This is a genomic window from Luteibacter sp. 22Crub2.1 (assembly GCF_900167995.1).
GTDB lineage: Bacteria > Pseudomonadota > Gammaproteobacteria > Xanthomonadales > Rhodanobacteraceae > Luteibacter > Luteibacter mycovicinus.
Map to the genome: position 1 here is coordinate 134127 of NZ_FUYT01000015.1, position 26751 is coordinate 160877.

At 66.0% G+C, this 26751-nt stretch carries 20 protein-coding genes; 19 read left to right on the plus strand and 1 reads right to left on the minus strand.

Features of this window, described 5'->3' with window-relative positions:
* The first annotated feature begins 32 nt into the window (after positions 1-32).
* From B5X73_RS16340 to B5X73_RS16430, 19 genes are all read left to right on the plus strand, one after another.
* Positions 33-407, plus strand: a complete 375-nt coding sequence (locus tag B5X73_RS16340; RefSeq protein ID WP_036111303.1) for a response regulator — start codon at positions 33-35, stop codon at positions 405-407.
* Positions 408-414: 7 nt separating this feature from the next.
* On the plus strand, positions 415-960 hold the full coding sequence (locus B5X73_RS16345; RefSeq protein WP_036111305.1) for a chemotaxis protein CheW: 546 nt from the start codon (positions 415-417) through the stop codon (positions 958-960).
* Between the two features lie 171 nt (positions 961-1131).
* Positions 1132-3165, plus strand: a complete 2034-nt coding sequence (locus B5X73_RS16350; RefSeq protein ID WP_036111308.1) for a methyl-accepting chemotaxis protein — start codon at positions 1132-1134, stop codon at positions 3163-3165.
* 4 nt (positions 3166-3169) lie between these two features.
* A complete protein-coding gene (locus B5X73_RS16355) occupies positions 3170-9859 on the plus strand; it encodes an Hpt domain-containing protein (protein ID WP_139382811.1) in 6690 nt (2229 codons plus the stop codon).
* Positions 9852-11567: a chemotaxis protein CheB gene (locus tag B5X73_RS16360; protein WP_139382812.1), complete on the plus strand. Its 1716-nt coding sequence runs from the start codon at positions 9852-9854 to the stop codon at positions 11565-11567. Before B5X73_RS16355 ends, B5X73_RS16360 begins: the two co-directional genes overlap by 8 nt.
* Entirely contained in the window at positions 11564-12055 is a 492-nt protein-coding gene (locus tag B5X73_RS16365; protein WP_036111313.1) for a chemotaxis protein CheW, read from the plus strand. Before B5X73_RS16360 ends, B5X73_RS16365 begins: the two co-directional genes overlap by 4 nt.
* Positions 12056-12227: 172 nt before the next feature.
* Positions 12228-12365, plus strand: coding sequence for a hemin uptake protein HemP (locus tag B5X73_RS16370; protein ID WP_051944201.1), 138 nt, complete (start codon positions 12228-12230; stop codon positions 12363-12365).
* 89 nt (positions 12366-12454) lie between these two features.
* On the plus strand, positions 12455-13018 hold the full coding sequence (locus B5X73_RS16375; protein ID WP_051943389.1) for a hypothetical protein: 564 nt from the start codon (positions 12455-12457) through the stop codon (positions 13016-13018).
* A gap of 162 nt (positions 13019-13180) precedes the next feature.
* Entirely contained in the window at positions 13181-14452 is a 1272-nt protein-coding gene (locus B5X73_RS16380) for an efflux RND transporter periplasmic adaptor subunit (RefSeq protein WP_036111315.1), read from the plus strand.
* A 34-nt stretch (positions 14453-14486) separates the two neighbouring features.
* Entirely contained in the window at positions 14487-15197 is a 711-nt protein-coding gene (locus B5X73_RS16385) for an ABC transporter ATP-binding protein (RefSeq protein WP_036111317.1), read from the plus strand.
* Positions 15198-15229: 32 nt separating this feature from the next.
* Positions 15230-16537, plus strand: coding sequence for an ABC transporter permease (locus tag B5X73_RS16390; protein WP_079522568.1), 1308 nt, complete (start codon positions 15230-15232; stop codon positions 16535-16537).
* Between the two features lie 10 nt (positions 16538-16547).
* Entirely contained in the window at positions 16548-17762 is a 1215-nt protein-coding gene (locus B5X73_RS16395; protein ID WP_079522569.1) for an ABC transporter permease, read from the plus strand.
* 15 nt (positions 17763-17777) lie between these two features.
* Entirely contained in the window at positions 17778-19079 is a 1302-nt protein-coding gene (locus B5X73_RS16400) for an ABC transporter permease (protein ID WP_079522570.1), read from the plus strand.
* Between the two features lie 7 nt (positions 19080-19086).
* Positions 19087-20298: an ABC transporter permease gene (locus B5X73_RS16405; protein ID WP_079522587.1), complete on the plus strand. Its 1212-nt coding sequence runs from the start codon at positions 19087-19089 to the stop codon at positions 20296-20298.
* 75 nt (positions 20299-20373) lie between these two features.
* Positions 20374-21708, plus strand: a complete 1335-nt coding sequence (locus B5X73_RS16410) for a sigma-54-dependent transcriptional regulator (RefSeq protein WP_043695251.1) — start codon at positions 20374-20376, stop codon at positions 21706-21708.
* Between the two features lie 37 nt (positions 21709-21745).
* Complete coding sequence (locus B5X73_RS16415) at positions 21746-23110, plus strand: sensor histidine kinase (RefSeq protein WP_254857318.1); 1365 nt, start codon at positions 21746-21748, stop codon at positions 23108-23110.
* A 52-nt stretch (positions 23111-23162) separates the two neighbouring features.
* Positions 23163-24137 carry an SPFH domain-containing protein gene (locus B5X73_RS16420; RefSeq protein WP_079522572.1) on the plus strand — a complete coding sequence of 325 codons (975 nt, stop codon included), beginning with the start codon at positions 23163-23165 and terminating at the stop codon, positions 24135-24137.
* Between the two features lie 4 nt (positions 24138-24141).
* The gene (locus tag B5X73_RS16425; protein WP_079522573.1) at positions 24142-24594 is read left to right on the plus strand and encodes an NfeD family protein; all 453 of its coding nucleotides are present in this window, start codon (positions 24142-24144) and stop codon (positions 24592-24594) included.
* Entirely contained in the window at positions 24587-25870 is a 1284-nt protein-coding gene (locus B5X73_RS16430) for a threonine/serine exporter family protein (protein WP_079522574.1), read from the plus strand. Before B5X73_RS16425 ends, B5X73_RS16430 begins: the two co-directional genes overlap by 8 nt.
* 4 nt (positions 25871-25874) lie before the next feature.
* Here B5X73_RS16430 and B5X73_RS16435 read toward each other — a convergent pair whose 3' ends face one another.
* Complete coding sequence (locus tag B5X73_RS16435; protein ID WP_079522575.1) at positions 25875-26255, minus strand: tautomerase family protein; 381 nt, start codon at positions 26253-26255, stop codon at positions 25875-25877.
* Positions 26256-26751 lie beyond the last annotated feature (496 nt).

Genomic DNA, 26751 nt, shown 5'->3' on the forward strand with positions numbered 1-26751 from the left:
CTGATCTCGCTTAACGACGTCCAGGGGGACGTGTGGCAAATATCCTAATCATCGACGACTCGCCCACCGACGTACGCGTGTTCACCACGCTGCTCGAAAAGGCGGGTTTTTCCGTTTCCAGCGTGGACAATGCCGAAGCAGGCATCGCGCGGATCCAGGAGAACAAGCCCGATCTGGTCATCATGGACGTCATCATGCCCGGCATGAACGGCTTCCAGGCCACCCGTTCGCTGAGCCGCGACCCGGCCACGGCGGACGTGCCCGTGGTGATGATCACGACCAAATCGATGGAGACCGACCGCGTGTGGGGCCTGCGCCAGGGTGCGAAGGCCTTCATCACCAAGCCGGTAAACGAGAAGGAGCTTCTCTCGACCATCGCCAGCCTGCTCCCGAACAAGACGCACTGAGGGCGATATGAGCGAAAACGTTGCAACGTCGCCCTTCGAACTGCTCGCCTTCTACGAACGCGCCTGTCTGGCGCACTCGGCCGATGCGCCGGCGCACGTCGACTCGACGGGCCTGTGGCGTGGCATCGGTTTCCGCGTGGGTCGGCGCGCCTTCGTCAGCGGCATCGAGGAAATCAACGAACTGCTGGCGGTTCCCTCGCTGACCAACGTCCCGGGCACGCAGCCCTGGCTGATGGGCGTGGCAAACGTGCGAGGCAACCTGGTGCCGGCGATCGATCTGGGCCGGTTCCTGTTCGACGAACGTACGCCGTCTTCCGAGCGTACGCGTCTGCTTCTCGTACGCCAGCACGGCGGCACGGTGGGGCTGCTGGTCGACGAGGTTTTCGGCCAGCGGACGATGGACGACGCCCAGCGCGGTTCGGGCGAAGACGAACGCGATCCGCGCCTGACGCGGTTCGTGGCTGAAAACGTGACACTTGGCGAGCAATCGTTCGGGCTGTTCAGTATGAGCCGTCTGGTTCGTGCGCCGGATTTCCGGCAGGCGGCGCTGTAAGGCGTCTCCAGGGGGACGGGGCGGCCTCTTGGCCGGCCCGTTACAGGATGGGCGGAGGTGGCTTGGCCGCTTTCGCATTGGGAACGGGGGGGCGATCACTTCGGTCGCTTCGTCTTGCCGGCAGCCTCGAGGCGCCGGTGGCTAGCTTTGCCAGGTTTGGGTGAGGTAGATATGAGCACGACAGCAGGCGGCGCAGGCCGGGAACGTGGCTACACGATCGTTATCGTGTTTCTTCTCCTGGCGATCGGTTTGGCGTCGGTCGACTTCTGGTGGCTGAACACCAGGAACGGTGAGGATCGCGAAGCCATCGCGTTGACGACCCAGGTTCAGGTGCTTTCGCAGCAGACCGCGAAGTACGCGCTCGAGGCATCCGACGGCAACCGCGACTCCTTCCGCGAACTGTCGGCCACCCGGAACACGATCGATTCGGCGGTGCAGCGCCTGGTCAAGGGCGACGACAAGACCGGCATGCCGGCTTACGCGGACGACAACGGCTCGCAGGCCGGTCGCTCGGTGGGCGCGCTGGCCAACGCCTGGCACCAGCTCGACGCGGACATCGGCAAGATTCTCTCCAACAAGGACCTCGTCCTGTCGTCGGGTGAGCGCGCCGATCTGTTCTCCAGGCAGATGCCGCTGCTGAACGCGCGCACCGACGAGGTGCTCAACATCGTCCAGCAGAAAAACGCCTCGGTGGAGCAGACCTTCACCATCGCGCGCTGGATGCTCATGGCTGACCGCATGATCCGCCGCGTGCAGGAAATCCTGCAGGGTGGCGACGGTGCGCAGTCCGCCGCTGACGGCCTGTCGCGCGATGCGCAGCTGTACGGTTCGGTGCTCAAGGGCCTGATCGATGGCAACCCGGACGGCGGTGTCCGTGCCATCTCCGACAGCAATGCCCACAAGATCCTGACCGACATGCAGACGTCGTGGGGCGACCTGGTCGATCCCGTCACCCAGCTGGTCTCGGCGTCGCCGAACCTGCAGGACGTTAAGCGCGCCGGTAACCAGGCCTCGCTCGATTCGCAGACCGTGTTGCTGCGTGCGAACGAGTCCGCCGACCAGATCGCCAGGCTGCCGCTGACCCGTCTGTTCCCGAACGTATGGTGGGGCCTGATCGGCGCCATCGGCGCGGTGGCGTTCGCCCTGTTGCTGGTCTACAACCTCGTGCGCGATCAGCGTCGCCGCCTGGAAACCACGTCCGAACTCAATCAGCGTAACCAGACCGCGATTATGCGACTGCTGGATGAGATGGGCTCGCTCGCCGAAGGCGACCTGACCATCAAGGCGACGGTGACCGAGGACATCACGGGCGCCATCGCGGACGCCATGAACTCCGCGGTCGACGAGATGCGCAACCTCGTCACCACGATTAACGAAACGGCGGTGCGGGTCTCGGCGGCAGCGCAGGAAACCCAAGCCACCGCGATGCACCTCGCCGACGCGGCGGAACAGCAGGCGCAGCAGATCACCTCGGCGACCTCCGCCATCAACCAGATCGCCACCTCGATGGATACGGTGTCGAAGGACTCGGCCGAGTCGGCCGACGTGGCGCAGCGCTCGGTGCAGATCGCATCGCGTGGCGCGGAAGTGGTGCGGGAAACGATTCAGGGCATGGACTCGATCCGTGACCAGATCCAGGAAACCTCGAAGCGAATCAAGCGACTGGGCGAGTCTTCGCAGGAAATCGGCTCGATCGTCGAACTGATCAACGACATTGCCGAGCAGACCAACATCCTCGCGTTGAACGCAGCCATCCAGGCGGCGTCGGCCGGTGAAGCGGGTCGCGGTTTCGCGGTCGTCGCGGACGAAGTCCAGCGACTCGCCGAACGTTCCGCCAGCGCCACGAAGCGAATCGAAACGCTGGTCCAGACCATTCAGTCCGATACCAACGAGGCGGTCAGCTCCATGGAGCAGACCACCGCCGAGGTGGTGGCCGGTGCACGACTGGCCGAGGACGCGGGTACCGCGCTGGGCGACATCGAGCGCGTCTCGAACGATCTTTCCGCACTGATTCAGAACATCTCCGCCGCTGCCCGCCAGCAGTCGGCCGCGGCAACGGATACCTCGGCGACGATGAACGTCATCCAGGAGATCACCTCGCAGACCTCGCTGGGTGCGAGTCAGACGGCCGAGTCGATCGGAAACCTGGCACAGCTGGCGAACGACCTGCGACTGTCCGTCGCGAACTTCAAGCTGCCGGGCTAATGCAGTGAGACTTCAAGACCATACCGATTTCACTACGCTGCACTGGGTCAAGGCGGAGCTCGACGACGCCTTGTCCAAGGCACGCCAGGCCCTCGAGTCCTACGTCGAAGACTCCCGCGACGCCTACGTCATGCACACCTGTGCCGCGGACCTTCACCAGGTCCACGGCACGCTGCGTATGGTCGAGTTGTACGGCGCCGCCATGGTCGTCGGCGAAATGGAGCAGCTGGTCGCCGCGCTGATCGACGATCGCGTGGCCCATCGCGACGACGCCTATGCCGCGCTTATGCGCGGCATGATGCAGATGCCCGACTACCTCGAGCGTCTGCAGAGTGGCCACCGCGACGTGCCCATCGTGCTCCTGCCGCTGCTCAACGATCTTCGCTCGAGCCGTGGCGAGCAGTCGCTGCACGAGTCGGCACTGTTCACGCCCAACCTCGACACCATGCTGCCGGCCATTGCGCCGGGTGCGAACGATCCCGCGGCGGCGGAAAGCCATCGCGCCGAGATCGCCGAACTGCGCGTGCGTTTCCAGCAGCAGTTGCTGGCCTGGTTCCGCGGGCAGGGCAACGAACGTCAGCTGCTCGGCATGCGTGCGACGCTCGACGGCATTGCCGCGCGTTGCTACACCATCGCCGGCCGTCGCCTGTGGTGGATCGCCGCCGGTGTGCTCGAGGGCCTCGAGCGTGGCGTGCTGCGTGCCCACGAAAAGGACGTGCGCCAGCTGATCGGCCGCGTCGACCGTTCCATCCGTGAACTGGTGGAGGGTGGCGAAGACGCATTGCTCAACGGCGATGCGGACGAACTCGCACGCAAGCTGCTGTACTACGTCGCCCAGGCCAAACCGGGCAGCGAACGCCTCGAAGAACTGCGCCAGACCTATCGCCTCGACGGCTTGCTGCCGCAGGCGGCCGAGGTCGAGCATGCCCGTGGCTCGATGTCCGGTCACAACCGCGCGCTGCTCGACACCGTGTCGGTGGCGATCAAGGAAGACCTGCTGCGGGTGAAGGAATCGCTCGATCTGTTCCTCCGTCGCCCCGATGGCGATCCCGCCCAGCTCGGCCCGCAGGCTGACGTACTCGATCGCGTCGGTGACACGCTGGGCATGCTCGCCCTCGGCGTGCCGCGTCGCGTGGTGGGCGAACAGCGCCGGATCCTCGGCGAAATCGCCACCGGTGCGCGCGATCCCGACGAAGAGTCGTTGCTCGATGTCGCGGGCGCGCTGCTCTACGTCGAAGCCTCGCTCGACGACCACATCGAACGCCTCGGTGCCGAGGGCGAGGAGCAGGTCGTTTCAGACCTCGGTCCGTCGCCGCTTCCGCGCAGCGAGGCACGCCACATTCTCGCCACGCTGATGCGCGAAGCCACGGGCAACACGTCGAAGGTCAAGGACGCGATCGTCGCCTTCGTCGAATCGTCCTGGGATCACGCCCAGCTGGACGGTACGCCGGAGCTGATGGCCGAAATCGGCGGCGCGATGCGCATGCTGGGCGCTCCGCGCCCCGGCGAGCTCGCCGATGGCATTGGCCTGTTCATTCATCGTGAACTGCTCGGCGACCGCCGCGTGCCGAACGGCGCGCAGATGGATCGCCTCGCCGACGCACTGGCGGCGCTCGAGTATTACCTCGAAGCCGCCCGCGAACACCGCGGTGGCCTCGAGCACATCCTGGACGTGACGCAGCAGAGCCTGGCCGAGCTCGGTTACTGGCCGCTGCCGGCCGCCGAGGAAGATGCAGCCGAGCCGCTGGGCGAAGCCGCGATCGAGCGCATCGAAAGCGCGGCGATCGAGCACATCGCCGTGCCGTCGACCAGCGTCGATGCGGGCGAGACGGTATCGACGTTTGCCGAATCGTTCGATCTGGTCGACGAGCCGCCGACCGAGGCGGAAATCGCCGCCGCCGCCGCGGTCGCCGCGCCCGAAGCGACGGCGCCTGAAGCGACGTCGCCGGTCGCGGCCGCTGCGGAGCCCGCCGCTGCCGCGGGCGAGGAAGACTGGGTCGAGATCGAGGAAGAGATCGAGCAGGAAGTGGGCGGCGCAGGCCATGCCGAGTTCGCCGGCTTCCAGATCACGGTCGACGGTATCGACGACGAAATCCGCGAGATCTTCCTCGAAGAAACCGAGGAAGAGATCAACAACCTCCGCGCCGCGCAGAGCGTGTGGCTGGCCAATCCGGAACGAAGCGAATCGCTCGTTCCGATCCGTCGCTCGTTCCATACGCTGAAGGGCTCCGGTCGTCTGGTCGGCGCCCGTCTTCTGGGCGAGTTCGCCTGGAAGGTCGAGAACACGCTCAACCGCGTGCTCGACAAGAGCATCGAACCGCATCCGGGCGTGCAGGCGCTGGTCCGTCATGCCATCGATGCGCTGCCGCAGCTGAAGGCCGCTCTCGAAGGCGAGAGCACCCCGGGTGCGCCGATCGCCGCGATCATGGAAACCGCGGATCGCCTCGCGATGGGCGACATGGCCTTTGTGGAAGATGTCGCGAAGAGCTCCGTACAGAAGGTCCGCACCAAGGTGAAGCGTCGCGTGCCTCGCGACACCATCGCCGCCGTGCCGACCGCCGCTTTCGCCAGCTACGGTCAGACGCCCGCCGAGCCCGTCGAAACCGCGCCGAGCGAGCCGGTGTATGTCGCGCCGCCGCTGCCGCCTGTCGACGCCGTCCTGCTCGACATCCTGCGTACCGAGGTGGCCCAGTACCTCACGATCATTCGTGCCAACCTGGCCCGCGCCGGCGACGGCGAACTGTTTGTCGACGACGCGCTGCTGCGTGCCGTGCATACGTTGCACGGTGCCATCGGTATGGTCGACATCCCGGTGCTCATCCAGGTGCTCGCACCGCTGGAAGGCCTGATCAAGCGCGTTCGCGCCAGCGGCCTGCCGCTGCGTGTGGAAGGCGTGGACGCGCTGACCGATACGGCCGATCTCGTCGATCACGTGATGGACCAGTTCGATGCCCCGGATCCGCGCGTACCGGACGTGGCCGCGCTGGCGGCACATATCATCGCCATGCGCGACGAACAGCCCGAAGCGACGGTCGCGCACATCCTGTACGAGCCCGATCCGCTGCCGCTGGACGAGGCGCCCCTCGACGCGGCGTCCGCGACGCCGGTCGTCGCCGACATCGACTACATCGACGACCTCGAAGACGTCGTGCCGCCCGTTGCGAACGTCGTCGACGACGTCCCGCCGCCGGTCGTGGACGAGGTCTTGCCGGAAGACGACGCGGCCCCCGTGTCGTCGTTCGACACGGAAACCATCGCCGACGACAGCGTGGAAGAGGATGCTGCCGCTCCGGCCGACCTCGAAGCCGAACTGGAGGCGATGCTGGCCCGTGAGCTTGCCGAGCTCGAGGCCGCCGCTCCGCCCGTGGTCGAAACGAAAGCCGACGTCGTCGCCGACGTGGAGCCTGAATCCGAAACGTCCGAAGAGCAGGAGCCGACGCTCGCCGAGCTTCAGGCCGAAATCGACGCCGAGACGGACAGTCAGGCCATTCCCGGAATCGAGCTGGCGCCCGTCGAGCCGATCGACAGCACGGACGATCTCACGGCCGAGCTGCTCGCTTCGTTCGAACGTTTCCAGGTCGACAAACCGGAAGGCGTGGTCGAGCCGATCGCGAAGTACGACGTCGACGAAGCGGCTGCCTGGCGCGCGCTGGTGGAGGGTTTCGATGCCGCCGCGACGACGCCGGCCGGGCCGTCGGTCGACGCGGCGCCTGAGGCCGACGCCGAAGCCGAAGCCGAAGCCGAAGCCGAAGCCGAAGCATTGCCGCAGCCGATGTCGCACGACGGTGACGTGCTGCATACCGACGATGGCCTCGTCGAACCGCGTGTCGAGGATTCGCGTGTCGGGGAGATCGTTTCCGCCGACGATGAAGCGATCGACGAGACGCCGTCGGAAGAGGATTCGTTTGTCGATCCCGATCCGCTGGCGTCGGCGGGTTCCGACGCGCCGGCAGAGTCGGCTCCCACCGAGCCCGTCGTCGAGCCGGTGGCCGAGGAAATGCCTGTCGACCAGGTCGAGGCTCCGGAAGCAGCGCCGTACGCCGCTGACATGGCGGAGTCCGAAGCATCGTTCGAGCTGGCTGAGCCGGAAGAAGCCGCTGAGCCGCAAGCAGTGGCCGAGCCGGACGAAGTGGCCGAGCCGGAAGATGTGGCCGAGCCGGAAGACGTGGCTCAGCCGGAAGACGTGGCCGAGCCCGCCGTGGCCGAGTCCGTCGTCATCGAAGACCAGTCGCATGAACCGGTCGCCGCGCCGGTGCATACGCCGGTGGACGAGCCGGCACCGGCCCTGGTGCCGGAGCTTTCGCCGTATGCCGATATCGATCCCGACCTGCTCGAGGTGTTCGTCGAGGAAGGCCGCGAGATTCTGGATCACGCCGACGGCGCGCTCGCCGCATGGCGCATCGAGCCGCAGGTGGCGGAACACGTCACCTCGCTGCAGCGCGATCTGCACACGCTGAAGGGCAGTGCGCGCATGGCTGGCCTGGCGCCGGTCGGCGACTTCGCGCATGCGATGGAAGCCCTTCTCGACGCGGTGGCCACGGGCCAGCGCGAAAGCGACCGCGCCTCCATCGAAGCGATGGAAGTCGGTTTCGATCGTCTGCATGGCATGATCCAGAGCATCGCGCAGAACCGCGCGATCGCGCTCAGCGATGCCGACATCGAGCCGTTCGCACGCCTGGCCGGCGCGCCCATCGCACCGGATACGCTGACCGCCGAGGCGTACCGCGAAGAGCGCGAGGCCGCCGAGTACATCCCGGCGACCGAGCCCCTGCCGGAACCGGAAGTCATTCCTGTCCTCGACCACGAACTGCCGGACCTGCTGCCGGAATTCGAGGAAGAAGAACTGCAGCGCGCGTCGCAGGAACAGATCCGTGTCCGCGCGGACATGCTCGACACGCTGGTGAACCACGCCGGCGAAGTGTCGATTTACCGCTCGCGCCTGGAACAGCAGACGGCCAGCTTCCGCTCGACGCTCACCGAGCACGAGCAGACGGTCAGCCGTCTGCGCAGCCAGCTGCGCATGCTCGAAATCGAAACCGAAGCGCAGATCATCGCGCGTTACCACCAGGAACACCGCGATACCGGATCGGCGACGTTCGATCCGCTCGAACTCGATCGCTTCTCGCAGCTTCAGCAGTACTCGCGAGCGCTGGCCGAGTCGGTATCCGATCTGGTCTCGCTGCAGACGATCCTCGATGAGCTTACCCGTCAGTCCGAAAACCTTCTGCTCCAGCAGCAGCGGGTCAACGCGGAACTGCAGGAAGGTCTCATGCAGACCCGCATGTTGCCGTTCGACGCGATGGTGCCCAACCTTCGCCGCACGCTCCGCCAGGCCGCCAACGACGTTGGCAAGCGGGCGCAGCTGGTGGTGGAAGGCGCCAACGGCGAAATGGACCGCAACATGCTCGACCGTATCAAGGCGCCGTTCGAGCACATGCTGCGTAACGCGGTCGCCCACGGTATCGAGACACCGGACACTCGCGAAGCCAACGGTAAGCATCCGGAAGGCACGGTGCGTATCCAGGTGGCGCGCGAAGCCACCGAGGTCGTGGTGCGCCTGTCCGACGACGGTGCCGGCATGGACCGCGACGCCATTCGCGCCAAGGCGATCGAGCGCGGCCTGCTGCGTCCGGATGCCCGTGTCTCCGACGACCAGATCCTTCAGCTCACTCAGGTACCGGGCTTCTCCACCGCGGAGAAGGTCACCCAGGTAGCCGGTCGTGGTGTCGGTATGGACGTGGTCGCCAACGAGATCAAGCAGCTCGGCGGCACGCTGGCGATCGAATCGGAGAAGGGCAGCGGCACGACCTTCGTGATGCGCCTGCCGTTCACCCTCGCGGTGACCCAGGCCCTGATCGTGCGTATCGGTGAAACGAACTTCGCCATCCCGATGACCTCGGTCAACGGCGTGGCGCGTGTGGAGCCGAACGAGCTCGCCCACCGCATGGCCGACGAGCAGCCCGCGTTCGACTATCTGGGTGAAGAGTTCGCCATCCACGACCTGCCGCAGCTGCTGGGCGTGCATATCGTCGCGTCGCCGGACGAGGGCGATATTCCGCTGCTGCTCGCTCGCTCCGGCGACCTGCGCGCCGCGATTCGTGTGGACGCCGTGCTCGGCTCGCGCGAAATCGTGGTCAAGCCGGTCGGTCCGCAGGTCAGCTCGGTGCCGGGTATCCTCGGCGCGACGATCATGGGCGACGGTTCGGTGCTGATGATTCTCGACCTCGCGCCCCTGGTGCGTCATGGCATGGCTCGCCGCGCCTTCGAAGCCGAAGCGGCCATCCCGCACGCACCGCGCGCGCAGGACGAGATCCGCGTGAAGCCGCTGGTCATGGTGGTCGACGATTCGATCACCATGCGCAAGGTCACCGGCCGCGTGCTGGAGCGTCACGAGTTCGAGGTGATGACGGCGAAGGACGGCATCGACGCGCTCGAAAAGCTCAATGAGCGCGTGCCCGACCTGATGCTGCTCGACATCGAGATGCCGCGCATGGACGGCTATGAACTGGCGACGCAGATGAAGGCCGATGAGCGTCTGGCGGGCGTGCCCATCATCATGATCACCTCGCGTACCGGCGACAAACATCGTCAGCGCGCGTTCGACATCGGCGTGGACCGTTACATCGGCAAGCCGTATCAGGAAAACGATCTGGTCATCCAGATCAACGATGTGCTCGGAGTTCACCATGGGTGATCGTGCGCCCCTGGTGGCGTTACTGTTCGACGACTCAGCGCTGTCCGGACACCTGCGCGACGCGCTGGTCGAGCAGGGCGCGACGATCGTCTATGAATCGGACCTTCGTGCCTTCGCGCCCGCCGAACTGGTCGGTTCGTCGGCCGATGTGGTCGTGGTCGACCTCGACGACCCCAGTGATGACGACCTCGACCGTCTGTACGACACGGTCGAAGGCGGGCATCCGCGCCTGGTGTTCAACGATGCGGACGTGAGCCGCACGCTGGAAGGCTGGGACCGCGCCCGCTGGGCCCGGCATCTCGCGGCAAAGCTGGTCGGCGTGTCACCGATGGATCCGCCACGCCCCGAAGACGCCCGAGCCATCGAACCGCGTGTGGTCGCGATGGCCGGCGTTGCCGCGCCGGCCGAAGAGACCTTCAACGAACCCCTGGTCGATGACCTGGCCATCACGGGTACGCACGGTTATCCCGAGGAGCCGATGGCATCCGTCGACAAGCCTGCGCCTGTGTCGATGGATGCGGTGCCGGGTGTCGAGCACGATGTGCCCGACGAACTGGCCTTTTCGACCACGCTGTCCGCCACGGGCGAACACGACGGTGAGGGGGCCGATCCGACGGAGCTCGCCGCCGAACTCGAAGCGCTGCTGGCCGACACCGATGCCTCCGCGATCAGCACGGACGGCCTGGACGAGGTGCCGTCCGCACCGGTCGAACTGACCGAGCTGGCGTCGCTCGATCTGTCCGGCTTCGAGGTCATCGACGAAACGCCGCCGCCGTCGCCCGCACCGGAACGCGAATTCGACCTGAGCCAGTTCTCGCTCGCACCTGAGGACGATGCCCTGCCGGGCACGGCGCAGGCAGGCACGCCGAAGCTGGAGATCGAAGGCCGCGCCACCGAATACGTACCGCCCCCGGCGCCCGAATGGGACCTGATCGACCACGACGCCGTCGTGACCGAAACGGTGGCTCGCCCGCCCGCTTCGGAGTTCGGTATCGAAACGCTCACGGCTGCGGAATACCTCGCACAGGACATCGTCGACGACGGGACGCACGGCATCGAGGCGGGCTTCACGCTCGAACTGGTCTCGATGGAAGAAGCCATCGCGCCGCGCACCGATGGCGAGTTCTCTCACGAGATGTTCCTCGAAGGCAGCTCGCGTGCCGTGCGCCGCGTGATCGCCCTTGGCGGCGCAGGCGAAAGCGAAGCGTCGATCGCCGCGTTCCTGGCCGCGGTCCCCGCACGTCTTCCCGCGGTGCTGCTCGTCGTCGCGCATCATGATGACACCCAGGCATTCGCGCGCCGCCTGGGCGATCTGCGAATCGCCCGCGAGCAGGACCATACGGCCCACGGCGAGCGCCTGGTGGTGCCGCGCGGGTCGCATGTACAGATCCGCCGCGACGGCAGTGTCACGGTGCGCGAAGACGCCAGCGCGGCCGGCAGCGCGGGCCCGTCGATCGACGGTGTCCTGAGCACGCTGGCCGGCGGCTTCGGCGGCGACGCGCTGGCTATCGTGTTCGCCGGGCGCGGGAACGATGCCGTGGCGGGAGCACAGGCGATCTATGACGCCGGTGGTCGCGTCTGGGTGGAAAGCGTGCCGGTGGACGAAGAACGTGGCCACATGGTCGCGGGCATCCGCGAAGAGCGCGTGGCGGCCTATGCCGGCGACGTCGCGGCGCTGGCGCAGAAACTGATCGAGGAATTCCCATGAGCGAGCCGTTACCGCGCGAAATCCGCTGCGTCCTGATTCCCAGCGCGGGCGTACGCCTGCTGCTGCCGAACGCCGCGGTGGCGGAAGTCATTACCCTGGCCGGCGTCGAGCCGGTCGCCGATGCGCCCGATTGGCTGCTGGGGCGCATCGCCTGGCGTGGCTGGAGCATTCCGCTGGTGCGTTTCGACCATGTGGCCCGCCTGCCCGACGACGCACCGCCGCAGGCCGCCCGCGTCGCCGTGCTGAAGGCGCTCGGCAATACGGCAGGGCTGCCGTACATCGCCGTGGTGACCCACGGCTTCCCGCGCCTGACCACGCTCAATGCCGAGCTTCTGTTGCCGACCCACGACGGGCATGACCTGCCGTTCGGTGTGCGTGCGCGGGTGCTCGTCCGGGACGACACCGCGATCATTCCGGACCTCGAAGAACTGGAGCGGACGCTGGCCGGGATGCTTGCCGACGCCCCGCGGCTCGCCGGCGAGGGCTGAAACGACGCCGCCGTCGGGCGGCGTTTTCTCAGCAGAGACCCCATTGCCTGTTGACAGGTAATTGAGAATCATTATCATCAACTCCGCACCCTCAACCGCGGAGCTGACCATGTTGCTGAGAACGCTTCCCCTGACCGACAACGGCGGCCGAGACAAGGTCGTACCCCTTCGCATGGCGACCCCCGTCGCGACGCGGCGCATCGAGAGCAAGAACCTCCTCGACGGTTCGCGTGAGCTCGTCATCGAGCACCAGGGCAGCGAGTACCACCTGCGCCTGACTCGCAACGACAAGCTGATCCTTACCAAGTAAGCGCACTTCTCCCCGACGCCAAGCCACGCGGGACCTCCCCGGACCGCGCAAGCCAGGCCTCCGTTCCTCGTCCCATACCGGGAGGCGACATGTTCGGCTGGCTATCGTCCTTCGGCGTGCTCTCGCGCGCCCGTACCACCTCGACCACGCGCTGGCTGGCGCTGGCACCGCGGACCCTGTTCGAGGGCCTGGGGCAGCTGGGCGGTGTGCTGTACCTGGCACCGCCGCTGTCCGGCTGTGCGCTCAGCGCGCCGGCCGCCGACGGCTGCCTCGTGGAATCGGCCGATCTGGCGCCACTGCTGGTCGCCCGCTACGTGGGCCTGACCTGCGCCATCACGGCGGAAGGGCCGCGCGAGTGGATCGACTGCGTCAGCGCCGAAGGCGACACCGTCGCCCGCATCTATCTGCTGCCCGACACGGACTACCTCGCCTGGGATGGCCTGTTCGCCGACGCCTCACCGATCGCGGCGCCGGCGCGGCGATCGCCGAACCGCGAATGGTTGCGTGCATCGCGCGCGCGCGTGCTCACCTTCACCCGCCGACGGATGAGTGGCTTCACGGTGCTTGGTGCGCGCGACGCATGCATATCCACGCTCGGCCACGGTGTGGCGCGGGATATCGCGATGTCCGAATCCGTGGGCATCGCTGGCTGATGCCTCGCGCGGACGTGTCCGCCACCCGCGGGTGTCCGGACACTTTGTCCGCGGACACACGTCTCACACGCCGGATTCCTTGCAAGGCTATGATCTGATTTAGTATTTCGTGTTGGCACGCCGCTTGCTGCTACTCCCTGGAAATCACCAGGGATACCCAACATGATCCGCGACACCTCCGCACAGGACCGCCTCGTCGAAGTCCGCCCGAGCCATCGGCGCAAACTGCTGCTCGGTGGCGCGGGCGTGGTGGTCATGGCCGCACTCGTTTTCGCGGCGCCGAAGGTCGCGACGATGTTCTCCGCGGATTCGTCGGTCAGCGCCTCGCGCCTCTCGTTCGGCACCGTCACCCGTGGCCCCTTCGTTCGCGACATCGCGGCGGAAGGCAAAGTGGTCGCCGCCGTGAGCCCGACGATGTATGCCGCGTCCGCCGGTGCGGTCGTGCTGAAAGTGCATGCGGGCGACGTGGTGACGAAGAATCAGCCGCTCGCCGTCATCACCAGCCCCGAACTCACCAGCAAGCTCGCGCAGGAGCAGTCGGCGGCCGATGCGATGGAAGTGGAGTTCCTGCGCGCGCAGATCGACGCGACGAAGAAGCGCTCCGAGCTGCAGAAGGCGTTCGATAACGCGACCATCGATCAGACCGCCGCCGAGCGTGACCTCAAGCGCTACCAGAGCGCGTTCGACAAGGGTGCCGTGCCGGCCGCCGAAGTGGAGAAGGCCAAGTCCACGCTGGATAAGGCGGCGATCACCACGAAGCACGCGAAGTCCGACCTGGCGACGGATAACGACAGCCTGACTTTCGACGTGCAGTCGAAGAAGCTGGCCCACGACCGTCAGCTGCTGCTGGTGAAAGACCTCGAGCGCCAGGTCGACGACCTCAACGTGAAGTCGCCCGTCGACGGGCAGGTCGGTCAGCTGTTCATCGCCGAGCGCGCCACGGTCGCCAAGGATGCCCAGCTGCTGAGCGTCATCGATCTGTCCGCCCTCGAAGTCGAGATGAAAGTGCCGGAGAGCTTCGCGCGCGACCTCGCGATCGGCATGCCCGGTGAGATCACCGGTAACGGCAAGGTGTGGGACGGGAAGGTGAGCGCGATCTCGCCCGAGGTGGTCAATGGCGAAGTCGCGGCGCGACTGCGTTTCGACGGCGATACACCCAAGCAGCTGCGCCAGAGCCAGCGCATGTCCGTGCGTATCCTGCTCGACAAACGCGACAACGTACTGACCGTCGAGCGCGGCTCGTTCGTGGACGAAAGCGCCGGGCGCTACGCTTACGTCGTGGCCGACGGCATGGCCGATCGTCGCGATATCCGTGTCGGTGCCAGCAGCATCGACAAGGTCGAGATTCTGGACGGCCTGAAGGAGGGCGACAAGATCGTCATCTCCGGGGCGGACACCTTTGGCACCGCCAAGCACATCGCCATCAGCCGTTAACCGTTCCAACCATTCATCCACCGAGGGAAACGTCATGCTCAAGATGAACCATCTCGCCAAGGTCTACCGCACGGAAGTCGTCGAGACCTACGCCCTGCGCGACTTCAACATCGATGTGAAGGAAGGCGAGTTCGTGGCCGTCACCGGACCGTCCGGCTCGGGCAAGACCACCTTCCTCACCATCGCCGGCCTGCTCGAGACGTTCACCGGTGGCGAGTACCACCTGGACGGCGTCGAAGTGAGCAAGCTCGACGATAACGCCCGCTCGAAGATCCGCAACGAGAAGATCGGCTTCATCTTCCAGGCGTTCAACCTGATCCCCGACCTCAACGTGTTCGACAACGTCGAAGTGCCGCTGCGCTATCGCGGGATGAAAGCCGCCGAGCGCAAGCAGCGCATCATGGACGCGCTCGAGCGTGTCGGCCTGGCCTCGCGCGCGAGGCATTACCCGGCCGAACTCTCCGGCGGTCAGCAGCAGCGTGTCGCCATCGCCCGCGCACTCGCCGGCTCACCGCGTCTTCTTCTGGCCGACGAACCGACCGGTAACCTCGATACGCAGATGGCCCGCGGCGTGATGGAACTGCTGGAAGAGATCCACCGTGAAGGCGCCACCATCGTCATGGTGACTCACGATCCGGAACTCGCCGCACGCGCGCAGCGCAACGTCCACGTGATCGACGGCCAGGTGGTCGACCTCGCTGAAGAACCGCGCTTCCACTCGCATCCCAACGTCGCCCACTCCTGATCGTACCGCCGCTTCTCCGGGGGAATCCGTCCATGTTCAGTTACTACCTCCAACTCGGTATGCGCAGCCTGCGGCGCAACCCGGTCCTCACCGCACTGATGGTGATGGCCATCGGCTTCGGCGTGGCCGCGTCGATGACGACGTACTCGGTGTTCCGCGCGACGTCGCGGGATCCGATTCCACAGAAGTCGGCCGTGCTCTACAACGTGCAGGTCGACAACTGGGGTCCCGAGAATACGGAGAAGGGCGAGCCACCCCCGGCATTGTCGTACAAGGACGCGACGGCGCTGCTGCGGGCACACAAGGCCGAACGGCAGACGGTGACCTATCCGATCGGCATTTCCGTGATCCCGGACGACCCGAGCCGTTTACCGGTGCGCGAAGGTGCGTACGCGACAGGCGCCGACTTCTTCCCGATGTTCGATGTGCCCTTCATTCAGGGACAGGCATGGACGCTGGACGACGACGAGCGCCATGCCAGCGTCGCGGTGATCTCGAAGACGCTCAACGACAAGCTGTTCGACGGCGGCCAGAGCGTCGGCAAGCAGATCAACATCGATGGCCATCTGTTCCGCATCAGCGGCGTGATCCAGGACTGGGCGCCGCAGCCGCTGTTTTTCGACGTGCCCAATACGAGCGGGTTCAACGATGGCGCCTCGGTGTATGTGCCGTTCAACCGGGCTGTCGATCTCAAGCTGCCCAATAGTGGCAATAACAACTGCGTCGCCGATCCCGGTGAAGGCTGGGACAACTATCTGCGTTCCGAGTGCATCTGGCTGTCGCTCTGGGCGGAGCTGCCGACCCGTGCCGCGGCGGAGTCCTACCGTCAGTACATCGCCGGCTATGGCGCCGAACAACAACGTGCGGGCCGTTTTCGCTGGGCACCCAACGGGCGCGTGCGTGACGTGATGGACTGGTTGTCGGTGCAGAACGTCGTTCCGCCGGAGTCGCAGGTGTCGCTGGTCGTATCGCTGGGCTTCCTGGTGATCTGCCTGGTCAACACGGTGGGTCTGCTGCTGGCGAAGTTCATGCGTCGGGCGCCTGAAATCGGCGTTCGCCGGGCGCTGGGCGCGTCACGGCTGCATATCTACGCGCAGTTCCTGATCGAGGCGGGCACGATCGGTGTCGCAGGGGGCGTCCTGGGCCTGATCCTTACCGGGCTGGGTGTGCTCGGCGTGGGGCTGGTCTTCCCCGAGCCCATCGCCCGGCTGGCGACACTGGACCCGATGCTCGTGCTGCTCACGCTCGTGGTGTCGATCGCCGCGTCGATCATCGCCGCTTTCTATCCGACCTGGCGCGCCGCCCAAGTGCAGCCCGCCTGGCAGCTGAAGTCGAACTGAGGATTTCATCGTGCAGATACTTCCCATCCTCGCCGCGCTGCGTCGGCATAAGGCCGGCACCATCCTCATCGCGCTGCAGATCGCGTTGACCCTGGCCATCGTCTGCAATGCCCTGTTCATCGTGCATGAGCGCGTCGAGCGGGCGAACCGGCCGACAGGCATGAACGAGTCGAACCTGATCGCCGTGCAGAACCGGTATGTAGGTGCGCCCTCGACCTACCTTCCGATCATCAGGACGGACATCCAGGCCATTCGCGCCATGCCCGGCGTGGAAGATGCGTATGTCACCAACACGTATCCGCTGCGCCGGGGTGGCTGGTCATTGACCGCGCGCACGGCACCGGATGCGACCAAGGGCGGCGCGCAGACCGCGCTCTACTTCGGCGACGAGCACACGCTCAAGACGCTGGGCGTGCAGCTCATCGCCGGCCGGAATTTCACTGCCTCCGAGGTCGGCTCGTTCGAGCGCCAGGAGTCGCCGTCCCCGCCGCAGGTGATCGTGACCAAGACGCTGGCCGACAAACTTTTTCCCAACGGCGATGCGCTGGGCAAGGTCATCTATTACCGAGGCGGGAAGCCTTCGACCATCATCGGCATCGTGGCGAAGCTGACCGTTCCGTGGATCGACATGGACTTCATGGACAGCGTGACGATCATGCCGCTGACGTTCAACGACGGCGGACAGAGTTTCATGATCCGTACCAAGCCGGGGCAGCAGGACGCCGTATTCAAGAGCGTTCCCAAAGTCCTGTTCGACGTCAACCGCATGCGTGTCCTTCCCGAAAAATATGGCATCCGCACCTTCGAAACGGTGCGTGCGAACGCCTACGAGGCGGATCGCGGCATGGCGATCCTGATGAGCGTCGTCTGCGGCGTGTTGCTGGCCATCACGGCGGCGGGCATCGTGGGCTTGTCGAGCTTCTGGGTCGGGCAGCGGCGTAAGCAGATCGGTGTGCGGCGCGCATTGGGGGCGAAGCGCAGCGATATCCTCAGTTACTTCATGACCGAGAACTTCCTGATCGCGCTCGCCGGCGTGGTCGTCGGCACGATGCTCGCGCTGGGGCTGAGCCAGTGGATGTTCACGCATTTCGAGATGAAGCGGCTTTCGTTTACGTACGTGATGGTCGGTGTGGTCGCGTTGCTCGGCCTCGGTCAGGCGGCGGTGTTCGCGCCGGCGCTGCGCGCGTCGCGGGTGTCGCCTGTCGAAGCGACGCGGAGCGTCTGAGGCGTGGAAGTATCGATGTTCGCCTATTACCTGGAACTCGCCTTTCGCAGCCTGAGGCGGAGCAGGGCACTGACGGCGCTCATGATTCTCGCCGTCGCGCTAGGGATCGGGGCCAGCATGACCACGCTGACCGTCCTGCACGTGTTGTCGGGCGATCCGCTGCCGGAACGCAGCGGATCGATCTACATGCCCCGGCTGGACCCTCGCGATCTGAGCCACGCGGAGGATACGAAGCTACCCGTGCAGGTCACCTGGATCGACGGCATGCGCTTGCTGAAGGACCGTCGGGCGGACCGGCAAGCCCTGATGGTGGGTGGCACGGTACCGGTCCAGTCCGACGATCGGGCCATGGATCCGTTCATCGAGCACTCGCGCTATACGACGGCGGACTTCTTCCCGATGTTCGATGTGCCGTTCCGCTACGGGCAGCCGTGGAGCGATGCGGAGGACGAGTCCAGGGCACACGTGGCCGTGATCGGCGCCGATCTGAACGACCGGCTGTTCGGCGGCACCAACAGCGTCGGCCGGACGATACGCGCTAACGGGGCGGATCTTCGCATCATCGGCGTGCTCGATGTCTGGCGACCCGTGCCGCATTTCTACGATATCTATACCGGCAGCTTTTCGGGCAGCGAAGGCGTGTTCGTCCCGCTCTCGACGGCCCGCGCGCTGGAGATGGGCCGCGAAGGTGGGATCAGCTGCTGGGGCGAGGGGTCGACCGCCGAGAACGAGATGGAACGTGCCTCGTGCACCTGGCTGCAGTACTGGGTACAGCTCGACAGTGCGGCGCACCTCGAAGCGTATCGTCGCTACCTCGACGGCTACGCGCACGAGCAGGCGGCGCTTGGCCGTTTTCAGCGTCTCCAGCACCCGGAGGTGACCGGCCTGCTCGCTTTCCTGGAAGAGCAGAAGGTCGTTCCGAGCGATGTACGCCTGCAGGTGTGGCTTGCCCTCGGCTTTTTTGTCGTGTGCCTGGTCAACACCGTGGGGCTGATGCTGGCCAAGTTCATGCGACGCGCCGGCGAAGTCGGTGTGCGGCGTGCGCTGGGCGCGTCACGGCGCAGCGTGTTTGCGCAATTGCTCACCGAGGCCGGCCTGATCGGTGTGGCCGGAGGCGTGGGTGGGCTGATCCTCGCGTGGGCCGGACTCGCCCTGGTGCGAAGGCAGCCCGATGCGTTCGCCCGGCTGGCTCATCTCGATCTGGCCATGCTCGTCGCCACGTTGCTGCTTTCGGTGATCGCTACGTTGATCGCCGGCCTGCTTCCCGCCTGGCGCGCGTGCAGCATCACACCCGCGCTGCAGCTGAAGAGTCAATGACATGAACATGCAGATCGGACCTATCCTCTCCACACTGCGACGCCATCGCTTCACCTGCACGCTGCTCGTCCTGCAGATCGCCCTGACGTGCGCGATCGTCTGCAACGCGGTTTTCCTGGTGCGCGACCGGCTGGCGTGGATGGACACGCCCAGTGGTGTCGACGAAGACCGTCTGGTGCGCATCGAAGTGGGGGACATCGGTATCCACACCGACATGCATGCTCGCACCCTCGCGGATCTGGCCGCTCTTCGCGAGATCCCGGGTGTGGAAGACGCCACTGTGGCCAACTCGGTGCCTTTCGGCGACCGTAGCTGGAACAGTGGTCTCGGTCTTCAGCGCGATCAGCATGTGTCGAGCCTGAATACGGGCAATTTCTACGGCGAACGCATCGGCGAGATCATGGGTGTGCAGCTGGCCGAAGGCCGGTGGTTCCACCCCGACGAGTATCGCTGGATGGACGATGTCGTCAGCGCGAAGGTCAAGGTGGCCCCGTCGATCATCCTTTCGAAAGACGCCGCCGACCGGCTGTTCCCCGACGGACATCCGATCGGTCGAAGCGTGTTCGTCGGCGATAACGATATGCGTGTGGTCGGTGTCGTGAAACGCCTGTCGCGCGCCGGGGGCGGCGACCGTGGGCAGGTCGCCTTCAGCACGATGGTGCCGCTCCGGGAATATCCTGCGATGGGCGCGGCCTTCGTGCTGCGTGTAAGGCCGGGCGAGGCGGACCGCGTACTGACGGCCGCCGCGGCCAAACTTCGCCAGCTCGACCCGCGACGGGTGGTCACCGGCAAACAGCGTTACAGCGACATCCGCGACGCGTATTTCGCCAGCGATCGTGCCATGGCTGTCTTGCTGGTCGGTGTGTGTATCGCACTGCTCACGGTGACCGCGCTGGGCATCGTCGGTCTGGCCAGCTTCTGGGTGGGCCAGCGGCGTCGGCAGATCGGCGTACGGCGGGCACTGGGCGCGCGCCGGGTCGACGTGCTGCGCTACTTTCAGACCGAAAACTTCCTGCTGGCCAGCATCGGGATCGGCCTAGGCATGGTGCTGGCTTACGGGATGAACCTGCTGCTGATGTGGCAATACGAAGTGCCGAGACTTCCGCTGGTCTATCTGCCGGCCGGGGCGATCATCCTCTGGCTGCTCGGGCAGGTCGCCGTGCTGGCACCGGCCCTGCGCGCGGCGGCCGTCCCCCCGGTGGTCGCGACACGTGGTTAGAATAAAGATTCATGCGAAAGGCTTTCAACCTTTTGGTCATCGAGAAGCATCCATGCCTGCATGCCAAAGGTTCACATGCGCTGCGTACTGATCATTGACGACAACCCCGCCGTCGGCGAGGCCCTTTCGCTTGCTCTCAGCCTCCGCGAGATCCGGCCCCTTGTCGCGCTCACACCCGAAGAAGGCCTGGCGATGCTTGGCCGTGAACGGATCGATGTCGTCATTCAGGACATGAACTTCACCGCCGACACCACGTCGGGGGAGGAAGGCATCGCGCTGTTCAAGGCCATCCGCGCGCGTTACACCGACCTGCCGGTGATCCTGCTCACGGCGTGGACGCACCTCGAAGCCGCGGTGGAACTGGTCAAGGCCGGCGCGTCCGATTATCTGGCCAAGCCGTGGGATGACAACAAGCTGCTGGCGACGGTGGAAAACCTGCTGGAACTGGCCGAAGCCAACCGCGAGGCCACGCGCGTCCATGTCGAACGCCGTCGCCGGCGTGAAGCTCTGGAAAGCCGCTACGAACTCGATGGCCTGGTATTCGCTTCCGAGGCCATGAGCCGCACGATCGAGCTCGCATGTCAGGTCGCGCGTTCCGACGTATCCGTGCTGGTGACCGGTCCCAACGGTGCCGGCAAGGAACGCATCGCCGCGATCGTGCACGCCAATTCCGCCGTGAGGCACGGGCCGTTCGTCGCGGTCAATTGCGGTGCGCTTCCCGGGGAGCTGATCGAGGCCGAGCTGTTCGGTGCCGACGCCGGCGCGTATACGGGCGCCAACAAGGCGCGCGAGGGCCGCTTCGAGATGGCTCATGGCGGCACGTTGTTCCTCGACGAGATCGGCAACCTGCCGCTGCCGGGGCAGATGAAGCTGCTGCGCGTGCTCGAGACGGGCCAGTTCGAGCGACTGGGTTCGGGGCGGACGCGACAGGTGAAGGTGCGCCTGGTCAGCGCGACCAATGCCGACCTCAAGGCGATGATCGCCGCGGGCACGTTCCGCGAAGACCTCTATTACCGCCTCAACGTCATCGACGTGAACCTGCCGCCGCTCTCCGAGCGCAGCGACGATATCCTGCCGCTGGCCGGGCATTTCCTGGACGGCAAGGCCACATTGACCGAAGACGCTCGCGAAGCGCTGCTGGCGCACACATGGCCGGGCAACGTACGTGAGCTGAAAAACGCCATCGCGCGTGCGGCGCTGCTGGCACCGGATGGTCGCATCGAGCCGGTACACCTCAACCTGCCGCCGCCGTCGGCGAACGCCACGCGCAACCTCGACGAACCCAGCCGCGAGTCGGTCGAAGCAGCCCTGGCCTCGGCGGGCGGGGTCATCAGTCGCGCCGCGAACAGCCTGGGCCTGTCACGGCAAGCGCTCTACCGGCGGATGGAGCGATACGGGCTGGCTGTCTGACGGGCCGCCGATGAGGACGCTCACGCTAGAGGGACGCATGACGATCGTGGTGGCCGCATCGGCCATCGTCGGCGCGCTGGTGTTCGCGGGCGTGTCCATCTGGCCTTTCCCGCAGGTGCTGGCGTGGATGCGCGCCGTGCCTGACAAGACCGGCAAACTGCCCACGCCGGGGCCGATCGAGGCGTTCGACGGCACCACGGCCCTGGTCATCTGTCTTCTCGTGTTGCTGCCGCTGTCGGCCTGGGTGGCGCACCTTCTGGTCGAGCCCCTGCGTCGCCTGATGCGTGCCCTGGAAAGCGCACTGGCCAGTTATCGCGATGGCGACTTCAGCATCTCGATCGGATCGGGTCGCAACGACGAACTCGGCGACCTGATCCACATGCACAACGAGCTCGGCCAGACGCTGCGCGAACAACGCCAGCATCTCGCCCAGCGCGAGCTGCTGCTGGACACCGTGGTACAGAACACGCCCGTCGCCCTCGTGTTGACCGATGCGACAGGCAAGGTCACCTACGCGAACATCGCGGCGCGGCATCTCTTTAACGAAGGCCGGGCGTTGGCGGGTCTCGACTTCGCGACGGTGCTCGAAGCCATGCCCGCCAACCTTCGCGATGCCGCCGGCGCCGGCGAGGACGCGCTGTTCAACGTCGAGATGGATGGCAGCGAAGAGACCTTCCACCTTTCACAGCGGGGCTTCCGTCTGCAGGGGCGGCCTCACCGGCTTCAGCTCTACCGACGCATGACGCGTGAGCTTTCCCGCCAGGAAGTACATACGTGGAAGCGGGTCATCCGCGTCATCAGTCACGAACTCAACAATTCCCTGGCGCCCATCTCGTCGCTGTCGCATTCCGGTGCCGAACTCGCACGTCGCGGCGATCTCGCCCGCTTGCCCGGCGTATTCGCCTCCATCGGCGACCGTGCGAAACACCTGCACAGTTTCATTGCCGGCTACGCCAGCTTCGCCAAACTGCCTGCGCCGCAAGCCCGCGAGGTCCCCTGGGCGCCGTTTCTCGACGATCTGGCTCTGCACGCAGAATTTCGCCTTGCCGCGCCCTTGCCCGAGCATCCGGGGTGGTTCGATCGTACCCAGGTCGAGCAGGTGCTGATCAATCTCATCAAGAACGCGCACGAGGCCGGCGGGGAGGCCACGGAGGTCAGCCTGGCGGTCCACCACATCGGCCGCGAGACCCTGATCGAGGTGGCCGACCGCGGTCCGGGCATGAGCGACACCGTGCTGGCGCAGGCGTTACTGCCGTTTTATTCGACCAAGCGCTCGGGTACCGGTCTTGGGCTGGCGCTTGCCCGAGAAATTTCGGAAGCCCATGGCGGCCGTATCGCGCTGTCCAACCGCGACGGCGGCGGCCTTCGCGTCACCCTGTTGCTTCCCGCCGGTCCGGCCTGAGTCGCTTCGCCTATACTCCGGGCAAGACACCGGAAATAGGGAGCGAAGGGCCATGGGAAATATCGTCGTCGCGTTCGTCGTCGTGGTGGTTGCCGTCACCGTGCTGGCGAAGCTGATCCGCATCGTGCCTCAGGGCTACGAGTGGACGGTCGAGATGTTCGGCAAGTACACCGGCACGCTGACACCGGGTCTGCATTTTCTGATTCCCTTCGTCTATGCGATCGGTCGCAAGATGAACATGATGGAGCAGGTCCTCGAGGTTCCCTCGCAGGACGTCATCACCAAGGACAACGCGGTGGTCCGCGTGGATGGCGTCGTCTTCTACCAGGTGCTGGATGCCGCCAAGGCCGCGTATGAAGTCGCGAACCTCGAAGGCGCGGCGCTGGCGCTGATCATGACCAATATCCGTACGGTGCTCGGTTCGATGGATCTCGACGAGAGCCTCAGCCAGCGCGACGCGATCAATGCCAAGCTGCTGGGCGTGATCGACGAGGCCACGCATCCGTGGGGCGTCAAGGTCACCCGTATCGAAATCAAGGACATCTCGCCGCCGCGCGATCTGGTCGACGCGATGGCCCGGCAGATGAAGGCCGAGCGCGAGAAGCGCGCCAACATCCTCGATGCCGAGGGCTTCCGTCAGGCGGCCATCCTCAAGGCGGAAGGCGAAAAGCAGTCCGCCATCCTGAGCGCCGAGGGCAAAAAAGAAGCCGCTTTCCGCGAAGCCGAAGCACGCGAGCGCCTCGCCGAGGCCGAAGCCAAGGCGACGACGATGGTCTCCAACGCCATCTCGCATGGCGACGTCAACGCACTGAATTACTTCGTGGCCAACAACTACGTCGAGGCACTGAAGGAAATGGCCAAGTCGCCCAACCAGAAGACGTTGCTGCTGCCGATGGAAGCCACGGGCATCCTCGGTTCGCTGGCGGGCATCGCCGAGCTGGCCAAATCCTCGCTGGCCACGCAGCAACAGCCGCGTCCGCCGCAGGGCGACGGCACCATCAACCGCACCCCGCCACTGCCGCGCTGACGCCATGAGCCAGATCGCGCTGCATTACCTGTGGTGGATCGCCGCCTTGCTGCTGCTCGGCGGCGAGGTGCTGTTGCCGGGTTACTTCATGCTGTGGATCGGTCTCGCCGCGGCGGTCATGGGCGTCGTGCTCCTGGCCGTCCCCGGTCTGACCGCGCTTGCGCAGGCCGTGATTTTCGTCGTCCTCGCATTCGCGTCCTGCTTCCTATACTGGAAATGGGTGCGGCCGCGGCTCAACCGCGTTCCGGCAGGCAACGAACGCCTCAACCGTCGTGGCGAACAGCTGATCGGTCAGCGCTACACGCTGTGCGAGCCGATCGTGCAGGGGCGCGGCAAGGCGAGGGTGGGCGACGGCATGTGGCTGGTCACCGGCCCGGATCTGCCCCTGGGTGCCACCGTCGAGGTCATCGGCATCGACGGCACCACCCTGCGCGTGAAGGCGACGGACGTTGCCTGAGGTCGCACCGCTGACCGTTCCGGTGAGCTTCGCCACCACGGCGATCAACACCCGCATCGCGTTCCTCACCGAGCTGGCGCGTCGCCTGCACCAGTACGGCACCACCGCACCACGCCTGGAGACCGCCATCGGTCGCTCCGCGCAGCGTCTGGGGCTCTCCGCCGAGGTCTGGTCCAGCCCCACCGCGATCATCGTGTCGTTCGCCGATCTGGGGCAGGGCGACGACGGCGTCGCCCAGGTCACGCAGGTCATGCGCCTGCCGCCCGGCGACGTCAACCTCGCGCGACTCTGCGAAGCCGACCGCATCGCCGACGTCGTGATCGACGGCCGGATGGAACTGCGCGAAGGCTTCCACCTGTTACGCAAGCTGGGTGCGCCGGAAACCTTCCGTGCCGAGCTCGGCGTGATCGCGAGCTATGGCCTCTGCGCGGCGACCGTCGTCGGCCTGCTGTTGCACAGTGCGTGGCCCGATCTGGTCACCGCGGGTTTCATCGGCGTTCTCATCGGTTCGATTACCGTCGCGTCGGGCAGCCGACCGCGGCTCGCCGCCGCCAGCGATGCGATCAGCGCCATGGTCGCCACAGCCATCGCGATCGTCGTCAGCGCCTACCTGGTGCCGCTGGCGGTCAAGTCGGTGATCCTCGGCAGCCTGATCGTGCTGATGCCCGGCATGGCGCTGACCACGGCCGTGCGCGAAATTTCCAGTCAACATCTCGTGGCCGGTGTCGCGCGCATGGGTGGCGCGGTAGCCACACTGCTGAAGCTGACCTTCGGTACCGTGGCGGCCAGCCAGCTGTGCGAGGCCTTCGGTATCGTGTCGCGCGATTACTCGCTGCCGCCACTTCCCGGCTGGGCCGACTGGCCGATGCTCGCGGTCGGCGCGTTCTCGTTCGCCATCCTGTTCCGCGCCGCCCGGCGCGACTGGCTGGTCGTGATGGGGGCCGTCATTCTCGGTTATCTCGCCACGCGTTGGGGCGGCAGCATTTCGGGCTCGCTGCCGGGCGCGCCGTTCGGCGTGTTTGTCGGCGGTCTCCTGCTGGGCTCACTCAGCAATGTCTATGCGCGCTACGCCCAGCAACCGGGCGCCGTGGTACGCGAGCCCGGCATCATCCTGCTGGTGCCGGGCTCGGTAAGCTTCCGCAGCGTGTCCTACCTGCTGGATCGGGATGCCTCACTAGGCATGGATACGGGCCTGCTCGGTGTCACGCTGCTGGTGTCACTGGTGGCGGGCCTGTTGTTCGGCGACCTGATCGTCGCGCCGCGTCGTTCGCTTTGAGCGGTCAGCTGGCGTATTGCGCCACGCCGTTGCCGAACGACCAGTTTTCTTTTTTGACCTCGACGAGATTGACGAAAACGTCGCCCGGTTTGACGCCTGGCGACTTGCCCAGATTTTCCGCGATCGCCTGATACAGCGCTTTCTTCTGCTCGAGGGTGCGCGTGTCGTTGAAGGCGATCTGCACGATGACGATGTCGTCGGTGCGCTCGATACCGAGGTAGTGCGCGTCGTAGACGAGACCTTCCGCATCGTGTTCGGCGATGACCTGGAAACGGTCATCGTGCGGCACGCCGATGCTGACCAGAGCGTCATGAACGGCTTTGCCGAGCGCGCTGCGATAGGCGGCATCCTTGCCACGGCGGACATCGATTCGGACGAGGGGCATGTGGTTGGCTCCGGGGATAATCCGCCCGGTTTACGCCGGGGGCGGGGGAGCGTCAAGGGCGTGCTTTCGATCTCGCGGGCTTGGTTCGGCTCGGCTTGCGCCATCGCGTTTGGTTTTGTCGCGAGCGTTTTGTGTCGCGTTGGAGAGCCGGCGGGGGTGACCCTCGCGGCCACGCCTGCGGCGACCCCTCAATGAAAGGCCGCTACCGCGGCCGTGTATCAATGGCCTACGGCCGGGTCGGGCTTCGCCTGGGGGTTTTCGAGTCGGCTGTCCCTGCCTCCCCGAAAACGGCCGGTCATCCCTGACCGGCCCCGCTCTCGCGGCCTCTTCCAGTCGAAGCCCTCGCCTGCGGCTACCGGCCCCGAGGGTCACCCCCGCCGTCTCTTTGGTGTACCGAGGTGGGTTGGTGGTCGAGCGGGGTGTGGCTTCTTCGCTTTGTTGGCTTTTCGCGCGCAGGGCGCGCTCCTACAGGCCGCCATGTATCCCACCATTGCGC

What these genes read in the sequence shown, in the direction of transcription:
- B5X73_RS16390 (WP_079522568.1), top strand. Translation starts at nt 15,230, where the DNA reads ATGTTCAGTTACTACCTCCAACTCGGTATGCGCAGCCTGCGGCGCAAC.
- B5X73_RS16345 (WP_036111305.1), top strand. Translation starts at nt 415, where the DNA reads ATGAGCGAAAACGTTGCAACGTCGCCCTTCGAACTGCTCGCCTTCTAC.
- B5X73_RS16380 (WP_036111315.1), top strand. Translation starts at nt 13,181, where the DNA reads ATGATCCGCGACACCTCCGCACAGGACCGCCTCGTCGAAGTCCGCCCG.
- B5X73_RS16370 (WP_051944201.1), top strand. Translation starts at nt 12,228, where the DNA reads ATGGCGACCCCCGTCGCGACGCGGCGCATCGAGAGCAAGAACCTCCTC.
- B5X73_RS16420 (WP_079522572.1), top strand. Translation starts at nt 23,163, where the DNA reads ATGGGAAATATCGTCGTCGCGTTCGTCGTCGTGGTGGTTGCCGTCACC.
- B5X73_RS16375 (WP_051943389.1), top strand. Translation starts at nt 12,455, where the DNA reads ATGTTCGGCTGGCTATCGTCCTTCGGCGTGCTCTCGCGCGCCCGTACC.
- B5X73_RS16410 (WP_043695251.1), top strand. Translation starts at nt 20,374, where the DNA reads ATGCGCTGCGTACTGATCATTGACGACAACCCCGCCGTCGGCGAGGCC.
- B5X73_RS16400 (WP_079522570.1), top strand. Translation starts at nt 17,778, where the DNA reads ATGTTCGCCTATTACCTGGAACTCGCCTTTCGCAGCCTGAGGCGGAGC.
- B5X73_RS16360 (WP_139382812.1), top strand. Translation starts at nt 9,852, where the DNA reads ATGGGTGATCGTGCGCCCCTGGTGGCGTTACTGTTCGACGACTCAGCG.
- B5X73_RS16365 (WP_036111313.1), top strand. Translation starts at nt 11,564, where the DNA reads ATGAGCGAGCCGTTACCGCGCGAAATCCGCTGCGTCCTGATTCCCAGC.
- B5X73_RS16435 (WP_079522575.1), bottom strand. Translation starts at nt 26,255, where the DNA reads ATGCCCCTCGTCCGAATCGATGTCCGCCGTGGCAAGGATGCCGCCTAT.
- B5X73_RS16425 (WP_079522573.1), top strand. Translation starts at nt 24,142, where the DNA reads ATGAGCCAGATCGCGCTGCATTACCTGTGGTGGATCGCCGCCTTGCTG.
- B5X73_RS16350 (WP_036111308.1), top strand. Translation starts at nt 1,132, where the DNA reads ATGAGCACGACAGCAGGCGGCGCAGGCCGGGAACGTGGCTACACGATC.
- B5X73_RS16405 (WP_079522587.1), top strand. Translation starts at nt 19,087, where the DNA reads ATGCAGATCGGACCTATCCTCTCCACACTGCGACGCCATCGCTTCACC.
- B5X73_RS16385 (WP_036111317.1), top strand. Translation starts at nt 14,487, where the DNA reads ATGCTCAAGATGAACCATCTCGCCAAGGTCTACCGCACGGAAGTCGTC.
- B5X73_RS16415 (WP_254857318.1), top strand. Translation starts at nt 21,746, where the DNA reads ATGACGATCGTGGTGGCCGCATCGGCCATCGTCGGCGCGCTGGTGTTC.